This is a genomic window from Psychrobacter sp. JCM 18900 (assembly GCF_904846625.1).
Taxonomy (GTDB): Bacteria; Pseudomonadota; Gammaproteobacteria; order Pseudomonadales; family Moraxellaceae; genus Psychrobacter.
On sequence record NZ_CAJHBL010000003.1, the window covers coordinates 503988 to 516358 of the forward strand.

The 12371-nt window shown below is 43.3% G+C and carries 12 protein-coding genes; 8 read left to right on the forward strand and 4 right to left on the reverse strand.

The window, feature by feature from the left end; genetic code table 11:
• Positions 1-123: 123 nt before the first annotated feature.
• The 4 genes from gltS to JMX96_RS07730 form a co-directional block, all read right to left on the reverse strand.
• Complete coding sequence (gltS, locus tag JMX96_RS07715) at positions 124-1398, reverse strand: sodium/glutamate symporter (protein WP_201568407.1); 1275 nt, start codon at positions 1396-1398, stop codon at positions 124-126.
• Positions 1399-1534: 136 nt separating this feature from the next.
• A complete protein-coding gene (locus JMX96_RS07720; protein WP_201568409.1) occupies positions 1535-1924 on the reverse strand; it encodes a barstar family protein in 390 nt (129 codons plus the stop codon).
• 16 nt (positions 1925-1940) lie between these two features.
• Positions 1941-2693 carry a ribonuclease domain-containing protein gene (locus JMX96_RS13680; RefSeq protein WP_201568412.1) on the reverse strand — a complete coding sequence of 251 codons (753 nt, stop codon included), beginning with the start codon at positions 2691-2693 and terminating at the stop codon, positions 1941-1943.
• Between the two features lie 121 nt (positions 2694-2814).
• Positions 2815-4116, reverse strand: coding sequence for a glutamate-5-semialdehyde dehydrogenase (locus JMX96_RS07730; RefSeq protein WP_201568413.1), 1302 nt, complete (start codon positions 4114-4116; stop codon positions 2815-2817).
• 431 nt (positions 4117-4547) lie between these two features.
• Between JMX96_RS07730 and JMX96_RS07735 the strand changes: the two genes are divergently transcribed.
• From JMX96_RS07735 to JMX96_RS07770, 8 genes are all read left to right on the forward strand, one after another.
• Positions 4548-4853 (forward strand): hypothetical protein, encoded by a 306-nt coding sequence (locus tag JMX96_RS07735; RefSeq protein ID WP_179799076.1) that lies wholly within the window; start codon positions 4548-4550, stop codon positions 4851-4853.
• 348 nt (positions 4854-5201) lie between these two features.
• Entirely contained in the window at positions 5202-5999 is a 798-nt protein-coding gene (locus JMX96_RS07740) for an ABC transporter ATP-binding protein (RefSeq protein ID WP_057758311.1), read from the forward strand.
• A 330-nt stretch (positions 6000-6329) separates the two neighbouring features.
• Positions 6330-7130, forward strand: coding sequence for a transporter substrate-binding domain-containing protein (locus JMX96_RS07745; RefSeq protein WP_180958123.1), 801 nt, complete (start codon positions 6330-6332; stop codon positions 7128-7130).
• Between the two features lie 152 nt (positions 7131-7282).
• Entirely contained in the window at positions 7283-8179 is an 897-nt protein-coding gene (locus tag JMX96_RS07750) for a transporter substrate-binding domain-containing protein (protein WP_201568414.1), read from the forward strand.
• 72 nt (positions 8180-8251) lie between these two features.
• Positions 8252-9199 (forward strand): ABC transporter substrate-binding protein, encoded by a 948-nt coding sequence (locus tag JMX96_RS07755; RefSeq protein ID WP_201568415.1) that lies wholly within the window; start codon positions 8252-8254, stop codon positions 9197-9199.
• A gap of 608 nt (positions 9200-9807) precedes the next feature.
• Positions 9808-10542 carry an ABC transporter permease gene (locus JMX96_RS07760; RefSeq protein WP_057758316.1) on the forward strand — a complete coding sequence of 245 codons (735 nt, stop codon included), beginning with the start codon at positions 9808-9810 and terminating at the stop codon, positions 10540-10542.
• A 12-nt stretch (positions 10543-10554) separates the two neighbouring features.
• The gene (locus tag JMX96_RS07765) at positions 10555-11280 is read left to right on the forward strand and encodes an ABC transporter permease (RefSeq protein WP_101205569.1); all 726 of its coding nucleotides are present in this window, start codon (positions 10555-10557) and stop codon (positions 11278-11280) included.
• Between the two features lie 136 nt (positions 11281-11416).
• Positions 11417-12133 carry a fumarylacetoacetate hydrolase family protein gene (locus JMX96_RS07770; RefSeq protein ID WP_201568416.1) on the forward strand — a complete coding sequence of 239 codons (717 nt, stop codon included), beginning with the start codon at positions 11417-11419 and terminating at the stop codon, positions 12131-12133.
• The last annotated feature ends 238 nt before the right edge of the window (positions 12134-12371 follow it).

Sequence of the window (12371 nt, forward strand, 5' to 3'; positions counted from 1 at the left end):
AACATTCTCTTATAACTTGATAATTAAAAAAGCCCACCAAGATGAGTCTTGGCGGGCTTTTCGATGGCTAGTATTTGTTATTTGCTAGATGGCTATTAAGTTTTAATCTGGGACAGTATCAGCCTACATAAACGGCAACTTCGTAAAAATCTGCAATATCGTGGCATTAACGATATCAACGAAGAACGCACCAACCATTGGCACGATTAGGAATGCTTTAGGTGAAGGCAGATAGCGATCAGTGACTGCCTGCATATTTGCAATCGCTGTCGGTGTTGCACCCATACCAAAACCACAATGACCCGCTGACAATACAGCTGCGTCATAGTCTTTACCCATAATTTTAAAGGTAATCAGGTAAACGTAGATAATCATAATGATGGTCTGTACAACCAATATGACTAATACAGGACCCGCCAAATCGGTCAGCTGCCAAAGTTTTAAAGACAATAATGCCATCGCTAAAAATAGGCTTAAAGATGCATTACCAAGTACATCAATTGAGCGGTCAAACATATCAAAATTGAAGACCATCGTCAGTACATTGCGAATGATGACACCACCTGCCAGTGCCCATACGAACGTCGGCAACTCAAACCAGGTGCCTTCAGCAACTATGGCCATTACATCGGCAAAAGCCAAAGCACCTGCGAATAGTGCCAAAGTCTCGATAGTAGAGGACGCTGTGATAAAGCGCATGCTATCAGGTCTTTCAAAGATATCTTTATTACTACCTGCAGACTCCTCATCGTGTTTGGTGCTATATAACGACTGTGCACCAGCAACTTTTTCGATATCGCTAGGATCAGGGTTGGCTAGCGTTGGTTTTAACCCAAGTCGGTTAATCAAGCGACGGGCAACAGGACCCCCAACGATACCACCTGCGACCAAACCATAAGTAGCAACCGCGATACCAAGCGTCGTCGCACCGACCACGCCGTAGTCTTGTTCTAACGTAATACCCCAAGCGCCTGCTGTACCGTGACCACCAGTTAGAGCGATAGACCCTGTCACCAGACCGAGCAGAGGATCAAGTCCTAACGCACTTGCCATGGCCACACCAACGACATCCTGCAATACAATGAATACTGAAACAACGATAGTAAAAATCAATAATGGTGTGCCGCCTGCTTTTAATCGACTGAAATCAGCACTCAGACCGATGGACGCAAAGAACATCAACATGGTGGCGGTCTGTAATCCTTGATGAAAGTTAAAACTATATCCCCAAACCATATTGAGAGCATAGACAACAATCGCCGCGACCAGACCACCAGCAACAGGTTCTGGAATATTAAAGTCTTCTAAAAACTTGACTCTCCGCACCAAAAACCGCCCAAGCAGCAGCACTAAGGTGGCCAATATCAGGGTGTAATAACCGTTTAAGGTAATCTCCATAGGTTAATCCTTTCTATAAAATAAATTAACCTGAATTCGGGATAAATATGGCTTTATCTCGAATTCAGGTTTCTATGATGACGAATAATTATCGGTGACTATCGGCGGTCGGGCTTGCAATATAGGCTTTCAACGACTAACTTTCTAACTTATAAGCTTCATCCTCAGATGGCACGATGATCCACAATTGTGGTTTGCCAAATTCTCTAAAGGCATCCTCAATGATGCTTTTAAAGACATTGAAGTCCTCAGTATTTATCCTTTTGACGTCTGTTAAATCCAGCCTCAAATAAATTGCCTCACTGTCTGTTAGACAATCCCATGCACTGTCCCAGTTGTGTGAAAAATAACTAGGAAAGTCACAGGCCTTGGCCAAACTCGTCAATAACTCAGTTTTCTCGAGCGTGTCACCTACGGCTATAGTAACAGCCTGCGCAGGAATGCTAGTACCCAGTGCTGTACCGTTTTGGTTAATGTGGTCTTGATTAACATGGCTTTGATTAACGTAGTGGATGGCTTGTTTCATATCAGCTCGTTTCATATTAAGGCACCTGTAGTCTTTGAAAGCTATCATAGTGGTCGATAGTCAAGTAATAGACGGTAGGTGGGTTACCACCTGTGACGATACGCCGTGCGCCGCGATGAGAGACACCAGGGGTGGGTACGGTATATTCGCGGTAGTAGCCTTGTGACTGGGCGGGTAGTCTGCCTTCACGGTTATAAAACGTCGTGCCATCTTTATTTGGATAAGGAAACGGGCCGCCTTGCTGAATAAGCGCAATCGTATTATCGACCTGTGCATCACCTGTTATACCAGCACGGGCGACTTGGCTCGTATTATTATTTACGTCCTGCGATACCGTTGTCGACTCGATGCTATCAGCAAACAATGTCGAATTTAAATCACCAAAGAAATAGAAAGCGACAGCGATTATAGCGATAAGGCTAAATAGCGTAGAGCCTAAGCTTCTTTTATTGGGTCTGCTGTTTTGACTGCTACGATTTGAGTTACGAGTGCTATGATGGCTATTTCTATTGGCATTAGTAGGTGTATAGCTTGGAACATCTGATGCAGTATCTTGGTCAAGGCTCAACGAAGATGAGGTCACTTCAGTAGCTCTCAATTGATTTTTGTCGTTACGAGCACTGTTAAAATAGACACTTTGACCAACCGTTATAGGCTTTGCCAATCGTGCTTTGCTAATATGAAAGAACACATCTTCACTTTGATTATCTACATCGATAAAGCCATAGCCTTTATCTTCGTTCCAGTGCTTAATCTTGCCACTTTGCATGGTCGTACCGCTCCCTATAATTTAAATGCCTTAACTAAAATACTTGTGATTTAAACGAAGAAACGCCAGCATAATTGCTGACGTTTCTGATTACTCGTTTCGATAGTCGATGCTAGTATGATTAAGCACGGGTTTCGCCATGACCATAAACGATCCATTTTTGCGAAGTCAGACCTTCGAGACCGACAGGACCACGCGCATGGATTTTGTCCGTTGAGATACCAATCTCAGCACCGAGACCGTATTCGAAACCATCAGCAAAACGGCTAGAAGCGTTAATCATAACGCTGGCCGAGTCCACTTCACGGATGAAGCGCTGCGACTTGGTATAGTTATCAGTGATGATGACATCGGTATGATGGCTGCCGTGCGTATTGATATGTTCAATCGCTTCGTCAATACCTGAGACCACTTTTACCGCTAGGATAGGAGCTAAATATTCAGTATCCCAATCCTCAGAAGTGGCAGCTGATAGATGACCTTCAAGCTTAGCACTCTCATTTAGAATAGCTTGTGATTTGTCATCAAGGCGTAGTTGCATTGCGTTATCAGCAGCGACGATGGCCTCTGCTATTTTAGGCAATAGCTCATCTGCGACTGTTTCATCGACCAGTAGCGTCTCCATCGTATTACAAGTGCCGTAGCGATGTGTTTTGGCATTGACACTGACCTTAATCGCAATCTCAGGATCTGCATTGCTATCAATAAAGGTATGGCAGTTACCATCTAGATGCTTGATCACAGGGACTTTGGCATCGTTGCTAATACGCGCAATCAGACCTTTACCACCACGTGGTACGATGACATCGACATATTCAGTCATAGTAATCAGCTCACCGACGGCTGCACGATCGGTCGTCTGTAGCACTTGCACGCTATGTTCCGATAGATCAGTATGGCTAAGACCTTTGATGATGCATTTGGCAATGGCTTGGTTAGACTCAAAGGCTTCAGAACCACCGCGTAAAATAATGGCATTGCCTGACTTGAGTGCCAGTGAGGCAGCCTCCAATGTTACGTTAGGACGCGACTCATAAATCATACCGACTACGCCAAGTGGCACCCGCATTTTACCCAAATGAATACCCGATGGCTGATAAGTCATGTCAGTGACTTCACCAATTGGGTCAGGAAGGCCAGCGACGTCTTTAAGACCTTGTAGCATACCGTTAAATCGTGCTTCGTTTAGCTCCAAGCGGTCGAGGAGTGCACTATCAAGATTGTTTTTTTGACCGTTGTCCATATCGATTTTATTAGCTGCCAAGATGTCTTGTTTGGCATTGACCAGCTCATCATGAATGGCTAATAGTGCTGAATTTTTATCGCCAGTGTTGGCAGCAGCCAGCGCGCGAGAAGCAGCTCGTGCTTGCTTGCCGACAGACTGCATATAGGTCGTAATATCCGTAGTATTCGATTGACTCATAAATTATTTTCCTTATGTGATACAGGTTTTTTATAACTAAAAGCGCCCAATTTTATATAGGTAAAAGTACCTAAAAAGGCGAAAAGTGTCGCAAAAAAAGAAGTTTTGAATGCCTACTCAGATAGTGAGAGGTCATTATGCTATTTAACATAGAGCAGATTGGGACGATAGTAAAGATGATTTTGTGAACAGAATCCGCTTTGCGATGCTCTTGTAAGGGCTTATTCAAAGTAATATTATTCATGCTAAGCGGTGTTTATTTAAAATAACTGCGTTATCAGTACTCCACTATATCTTTACGTGTTTTTAACAGAATTGCGCTGTAAATACTAAGGTAGCTGCGAGATATCCTCAGTATAGTAAGCATTAAAACAGCAAGGCTATCAGTAGATAGTACTTAATCTTATTATGATGAGTGATGGAGAACGAACATGGCTACGAAAAATACGACTTATAAAAATTGGTTAACGGTTGGCTTGGTAGCAGGTGCTTTGGCATTAGGCGCTTGTAGCAAAAAAGACGACACACCGATGGAAACTGAAGCTGACACTACTGTAGACGCTCAAACCTCTGTAGAAGAAAGTGCGACAGCGAGTGACAATGATGATGTGGCCGTTGCTAGTGCCGATGATGAGGGTATGGACGTTACCAATAACGATGATGTAGCAGTGGCGACAGCAGAAGATGCGGATATGATGGATGGTACTGAAGACTCAGAGCATGTATCGACGTACTAATCGCATACTATAGAATGCACTAGCTACATATTAGATGTACTAAGCACATACTATAAATAGGCAGTTATCAGATAACACAACGTCTCGTATTCTAAAGTGATAAAATAAAGCCCAGAGCGATAAATGCAGTCTGGGCTTTTTTGTATTCGCGGTTTGTTAGAAGCTGATTAACCCGTTGGTTAAATACAATATTTGCCTTTTTACTGCGTAATAAGAGACAATATGGCATTTTTCTCTTTGCCTCATCAGGCATATTACGATAATGCATCTAGATGCTTGTACTATATATAGATATAGCTCTTATTTTATTCGTGTTTTCACTCATATTTATTGGAAGTCTGCTGAACCATGCTTGATACTGCAAAAAACCCGACTCGGCCTATCGCCCTAGACTTACAAGACATCCATAAAAGCTACGGCTCATTAGAGGTATTAAAAGGGGTATCCCTGACTGCCTATGATGGCGATGTTATCTCTATTTTGGGCTCATCTGGCTCAGGTAAGTCGACGTTGCTGCGTTGTATTAATCTTCTAGAAAACCCCAATCATGGTCGTATCTTGATCGGTAACGAAGAGCTGATGCTAAAACCTGCTAAATCAGGTGAGCTACAAGCAGCAGACGTGAAGCAGCTAGAAAGCTTGCGCGCACGCGTGGGGTTTGTCTTTCAGAACTTTAACCTATGGCCGCATAAGACAATTCTACAAAACATCATCGAAGGGCCAACGCAGGTCTTAAAGATTAAAAAAGACCAAGCGATTAGCGATGCAGAAAAATTGCTCGATAAAGTAGGCCTACTAGACAAAAAAGATGCATATCCTGCGAACTTATCTGGTGGTCAGCGTCAGCGTGTCGCAATTGCCCGTGCACTTGCTATGCAGCCACAAGTTCTACTATTTGATGAACCAACCTCTGCGCTAGATCCTGAACTGGTTAACGAAGTGCTTGCGGTAATGCGCGAGCTAGCAGAAGAGGGACGTACGATGCTTATCGTTACTCACGAAATGCGCTTTGCCCGTGAAGTATCAAGCAAAGTCGTCTTTTTACATCAAGGTGTGGTTGAAGAAATTGGCACACCTGAGCAAGTCTTTGATAACCCTACCTCTGAGCGTGTCAAAGACTTTATGGCATCACACCGTCCTACTTAATTATTAATTTTTTGCTTAATATCATGTCCAATATAAATGGTGGCAACACTCTTGTCACCATTTGCCCTGCCAAACGTAAAATCACTGTAACGTAACCATTGTTGACTGTTTATTGCTTAATGATAACTCTGAGTATGCAAAACGTTTGTTTTTGATATTTTACTCAGGTATTATCAAAAGGTTTATAGGCCGTCACGTCTCGTGGCTGTCTGTTATTCTGCTATCTATATTGCTTGTCTGGCAGGGACGTCAGAGAACAAAATATCAGAACCCTAAGTCAGAAAATCCTGTCAAAAACTTATGTAAAACCCATCAGAATTTAAGGAACGTATGATGTCGAATTCTCGCCTATTGTGGTCATCAATGACCGTTACTGCTGCATTGATGTTGAGCGCTTGTAGCCAACCTGCCGATGAAACTACCGATACCAACGCTGACGCCCCTGCAGCAGAAACCACTGGTAAAACCATTCGTATCGCCACCGAAGGCGCTTACCCTCCATTCAACTACACCAACGCTGACGGCAGCTTGGCAGGTTTTGATATCGATGTTGCCAATGCCTTGTGTGATCAAATGCAAGCAAAGTGTGAAATCGTTGCACAGGACTGGGACGGTATCATCCCTGGTCTATTGGCACAGAAATATGATGCTGTGATTGCAGGTATGTCTATTACTGCTGAGCGTCAAGAAAAAGTTGATTTCAGCGAGCCGTACTTTGCCAATACGATGGTATGGTTGACCAATACGGATGGTGGTTTTGATCCTATGACGATTAAAGATGCAACGCTTGGTGGTCAACGTTCTACTACGCCAGGTGCTTATCTACAGGATAACTACGAAGGTAAAGAAGGCAACACAGTTCAATTGTATGACAACTATGACAATGCCTATCTAGATCTAAAATCTGGTCGTAGCGATGCCGTATTGGCCGAAAAAGTTTCTGCCAAATCATGGTTAGCAGAAAACGCAGCGGGCTTCGGTATCGTTGGTGATGAAATTGATAACGATGACAATATTGCCATTGCTGTACGTAAAGGTGACTCACTCAAAGCTGACTTTGACAAAGCATTGAGCGAAATCCGTAGTAACGGTGAGCTTGCACGTCTTGAGCAGATGAACTTTGGTCAATAATGACTCACTGAAGATTTATGCTTAGAACACATAACGTTTGATGCGAGTAATGCTTAAAACTGGGCATATTTTAAATAAACGGTGTTTATAAGCATAAATCAGCAAGCAGTGATTGACGATACAGCTGGTAAATATATTAAGGAATAAAACTTATGACAATTTCAATGACATCATCAATGAGCAAAAAAGCATTGTGGCTAGCACCACTTAGCGCAGCAATGCTAATGTTGGCAGGCTGTAACAATAGCTCAGCACCAGCAGAAAATGCTGAAGCTGACACCGCTACTGAAGCGCCTTTAAATATCAAAATTGCGACAGAATCAAGCTATAAGCCTTTTAGTTATACCGATGCAGATGGCAAACTGATTGGTTACGAGATTGAGCTGGTTGACGCACTATGTGCACAAATGAAAGCTGAGTGTGAAGTCATCTCTCAAGATTGGGATGGTTTGATTCCAGGGCTTAACGCACAGAAATTTGATGCAGCTATCGCAGGTATGTCTATCACGCCTGAGCGTAAAGAAGTGGTTGATTTCAGTGATCCTTACTTCCATAGCGGTATCATCTTGATCGGCAAAAAAGGTGATGACTTAAGCGTAGAGTCACTAACAGGTCTACCAATTGCCTCACAGCGCTCAACTGTTGCCTCGCAATACCTACAAGACGAGCATGCAGATGCTGATATCAAATTATATGATACGCAAGACAATGCTTATCTAGATCTGACCTCAGGTCGTGTGCGCGGTATGATGTCTGACAAAGTAACGGGTATTGACTGGTTAAAAACAGACGCAGGCAAAGGTTACGAAGTCAAAGGTGAAGAAATCAGCACCAATGACGACGCAATGGGTATTGCCTTCCGTAAAGGCGATCCGTTAGTTGCTAAGTTCAATGCGGCATTGGCTGAGCTAAAAGACAACGGCACCTATGATCAAATCACGGGTAGCTATTTTGGTACTAGCTCAACTGCTGCTGCTCAAAAAGCGGTCGCAACAACTGATAGTGTCGAAGAAGTAGTGGTCGCTGAAGAAGAAGCACCAGCTAACTAATACGATATCTAGTAGTTTGACTGCTGTTGTGTAAAGACGTGTTGTTTACTCAAGCAAAAACCAAGGATGATCATGAGCAACCATTGTGCCCCAATATGTGCCACGACTAGCAAATCTAACATTAATGTAGCCAGTCGTCTGTCTATGTCATTGTTTGCACTAGCGACGGCCTTTACCGTTGCTGGCTGTAGCAATAGCCAAGAGAGTGCGGCTGATACCAATCCAGATGCTAACGAAGCAACGGCAGCCTCTACAGGTGATGTATTACGCATCGGTACAGAAGGGGCCTATGCACCTTTTAACTATACCAATGCCGATGGGACACTGGGTGGTTTTGATGTTGAGATAGCAAATGCACTTTGTGCGGATATGCAGGTTACTTGTGAGATTGTAGCGCAGGACTGGGACGGTATTATTCCTGGTCTAAAAGCAGGTAAGTACGATGCGATTGTGGCGGCGATGTCTGTTACTCCAGAGCGTTCGCAGCAGGTGAGCTTTACCGATCCGTACTTTAGCAATGCCTTGGTTTTTTTGGCCAAAAAAGACAGCAGTTTTGACTCTAGTAACAACAGTGATATTGACTCGCATTCTATTGCTGCACAGCGTTCAACCATTTCATCGCAGTGGCTAGAAGACACGTATCCAAAAGCCGATATGAAGCTTTATGATACGTTGAGCAATGCGTTTTTGGATCTCGGTTCAAACCGTGTCGATGCGATGATTTCTGATAAGCTGCCTGCCATAGAATGGCTGAGCTCAAATGCTGGTAGCAAATATGCGCTCAAAGGTGATGAGATCGATATTAATGATAACTTTGCAATAGCAGTACGCCCAGGCGATCCGCTACAAGCAAAGATTAATCAGTCTCTTGCTAATATAAAAGCTAATGGTACTTACGATAAAATTAATCAAAAGTACTTTGCGGTACCAGCGTCTGCAACGAGTACAGTTGGTGAAGATGTAGATAAGGGTGCAGATGCAGACATTAGCGAGCAACCAACGACAGAAAGCACTAGTTAATAGCTAACAGTAGTCAAAGATAGCAGTCAAAAAATATTGTTTTGATTAATAAAAGGATATCGCCACCATGGTGATGTCCTTTTTTATTTGTCGTTATATCAACGAATATACATAATAGTCACCTATCATTTTTGCTCAAATTTAGTCGGCTCATTGTGTATTTCTAGAGGCAAGTGTCTGTTTAAGTACGGTTTAGGCACAGCTTTTACGCGTCAGTATTAACATCACGGCGAGTGAATATGATAAAATCAGCGCTCATTTCTACTGTGTCAATTATCGCAGCGTTAATCGTATTCTTCTGACGTCATTTTTTGACGCCGACCATCCCTATTGATTTGGTATAAAATACGGTGTTTCGCCGCGTTCAGCTATTGATGCTGATTCTTTTAACTCATATTTTGCTAGGGCGTGTCTTCATTTTAAAAATGGTAATAAAAATGAGATAAATTGCAGTCAAACAAGAAAAATAGCGCAAATAATATCGAGATATTAGTCAGCTATTTGACGCCGTTTGGCAAGATTTAGCCGTTTTTAAACCATTTAGATGTCTATCGATTGAATTGAAGACATGCCTTAATTGCTAATATAAAGAGACTGAGTGGATAATCGTGTTTGACTTACAAGGATTTGGCGCGCTTTTATTGAGCGGCGCTACCGTCACCATACAGCTAGCTGTGACCAGTTTAATCATTGGTCTGGCTTTAGGCTTGCTCGGCGCAACCGCAAAGATGTCCAATATCTGGTTGCTGCGTAAACTTGCGACTGTCTATACTGCGACGATGCGCGGTATTCCTGAGCTGCTATTGGTGCTCTTTATTTACTATGGCGGCTCTATTTTATTGATGAGCATCCTCAAAAAGTTCGGCTATAACGACTATGTCGAAATTAGCGCTTTTTGGGGTGGTGTCATGGCACTGTCTATTGCTTTTGGTGCGTATGCGACTGAGATTTTTCGCATGTCCATTCAAGAGATTCCAGTAGGGCAGCGAGAGGCTGCGCAAGCGATTGGTATGCGTCCTTTTCAGACTTTTTATCGCATCACTTTGCCGCAAGTGTGGCAGATTGCTTTACCAGGTCTGGGAAATTTATTTCTGGTACTGCTTAAAGATACCGCATTGGTATCGGTCGTGGGTCTCAAGGACATCATGTATCAGTCATCGCGTGCGGCACAGTCTACACAGCAGCCATTTACCTTTTATATGGCAGCAGCGATTATTTATTTGGGTCTGACCATGTTGATTACTGGCTTTATGATGTGGCTTGAGTGGCGTGCCAATCCTGCGGCACGCTATGCCAAAAAGATAAGCCGTCAATCCACTCACAGTCAATCGACCATAGGGTAGAGGAGAGTTACTATGGATTGGAATTGGCAGGTCATTTTTGACCATATCCCTGATTTACTAGGCGGCGCGGTGTTGACCGTACAGCTGGTCTTGTTTTCAGGTGTGATTGGATTGCTGTTTGGTTTGGTTTTGGCGTTATTACGACTGTCTAAGAACTGGGTGGTACAGATACTACCGTTTCTGTATATCTTCTTTTTCCGTGGTACGCCGCTGCTGGTACAGATATTCCTGATTTATTACGGTTTGGGTCAGTTCGAGGCCGTACGCGAGTCGTTCTTATGGGAGCCAGTACTCAGCCAAGCATATTGGTGCGCCATCATCGCCTTTACCCTCAATACCAGTGCTTATCTAGCCGAGATTATACGCGGTGCGATTCAGACGATTCCTATTGGAGAGCTTGAAGCTGCTGATGCGCTTGGTATGTCTAAATGGCAAAAGTTAACACGCGTTACGCTGCCGCGCGCATTTGGTATTGTGATTCCAGCATACAGTAACGAAGTTATCTTTATGCTAAAAGGTAGTGCGCTCGCTTCGACTATTGCATTGATGGATATCACAGGTGTTGCTCGTACGATTAGTGCGCGTACCTATACCTTGATGGAGCTATTCTTTGCCGCTGGTATCGTCTATTTATTGCTGTCGTGGGTTATCTTGTTTAGCTTTAGAATGTTTGAAAAGCGTATGAACCGTCATGCCAGTTATGTACCACCAGATGTGGTGACCAATACGATTCCATAGTTAATAGTTAATAGTTAATAGTTAATAGTTAATAGTTAATAGTTAATAGTTAGCAACTAAAAATCGTCAAAGTCACTGTAGACAATATAGTATGGACTGCTGATAAAATAGCCATCATTTACAGGGAGAGTTTAGTATGAGCCAATCGCCACACGAGTCATTAGCGAACGCCATTGCAGCTGGTGTCAATGCCGAGCAGGGCGCTATCAATCATAATGAAAGATTACGTGCTTCTATTGGTAAAGTTGTCTGTGTCGGTCGCAACTATGCGGCACATGCTGCAGAGTTGGGCAATGAAGTACCAACCACACCGATACTGTTTATGAAACCTGCGTCTTCAGTGGTCTCTATCCGTGGTGATGTGGTTCGCCCAAGTCCAGAGTTATTTGGCGAGACTCACTACGAGGCCGAGCTATGTATTCAGCTATCAGCTGATTTATCTAGGGCGACGATTGAGCAAGCTAAGCAAGCCATTGGTGGCGTGACATTGGGACTGGATTTGACCTTGCGTGATTTGCAAAGCAAGCTAAAAGAAAAAGGTCATCCGTGGGAGCGTGCTAAGTGTTTTGACGGAGCTTGCGTCCTTGCTGATTGGCTCGACCCACAAGCGTTTGGCAATCTGCAAAGTGTACAGTATCAGCTATCTATCAATGATAAGTTAACGCAAGATGGCGATAGTGCCTTAATGCTATTTCCTGTCTATGAATTGCTGGTCAATATCAGTCATGCCTTTAGCTTGCAAGCAGGGGATGTAATTATGACTGGTACGCCAAGCGGCGTTGGTGTGTTGCAAGCAGGCGATCAGCTTAAACTAAAACTGGGTGCTCATGAGTGGGTGTCGCAAGTACAGTAAGCTTGATTGCAATAACAAACACATATTAAAAACCCCGAGCAATTGCTTGGGGTTTTTGCTTTTAAGCCTTTATATTTATTTTTTGAATTTGCTAACTGCCAAACAATGCTAACTATCTAACCATTCTATTTTTCAATAATCATCAGTACAGTCGATTGTCATCAGTTTGTCACCTATTGTTCAGCGTGCTGTCATAAAGGTTGAGTAGACTTAAGCGGAATTCGTATTTTTGTGGTCG

Coding starts and splice junctions, on each gene's coding strand:
- JMX96_RS07745 (WP_180958123.1), top strand. CDS start 6,330: ATGATGTCGAATTCTCGCCTATTGTGGTCATCAATGACCGTTACTGCT.
- JMX96_RS07755 (WP_201568415.1), top strand. CDS start 8,252: ATGAGCAACCATTGTGCCCCAATATGTGCCACGACTAGCAAATCTAAC.
- JMX96_RS13680 (WP_201568412.1), bottom strand. CDS start 2,693: ATGCAAAGTGGCAAGATTAAGCACTGGAACGAAGATAAAGGCTATGGC.
- gltS (WP_201568407.1), bottom strand. CDS start 1,398: ATGGAGATTACCTTAAACGGTTATTACACCCTGATATTGGCCACCTTA.
- JMX96_RS07765 (WP_101205569.1), top strand. CDS start 10,555: ATGGATTGGAATTGGCAGGTCATTTTTGACCATATCCCTGATTTACTA.
- JMX96_RS07730 (WP_201568413.1), bottom strand. CDS start 4,116: ATGAGTCAATCGAATACTACGGATATTACGACCTATATGCAGTCTGTC.
- JMX96_RS07720 (WP_201568409.1), bottom strand. CDS start 1,924: ATGAAACAAGCCATCCACTACGTTAATCAAAGCCATGTTAATCAAGAC.
- JMX96_RS07740 (WP_057758311.1), top strand. CDS start 5,202: ATGCTTGATACTGCAAAAAACCCGACTCGGCCTATCGCCCTAGACTTA.
- JMX96_RS07770 (WP_201568416.1), top strand. CDS start 11,417: ATGAGCCAATCGCCACACGAGTCATTAGCGAACGCCATTGCAGCTGGT.
- JMX96_RS07750 (WP_201568414.1), top strand. CDS start 7,283: ATGACAATTTCAATGACATCATCAATGAGCAAAAAAGCATTGTGGCTA.
- JMX96_RS07735 (WP_179799076.1), top strand. CDS start 4,548: ATGGCTACGAAAAATACGACTTATAAAAATTGGTTAACGGTTGGCTTG.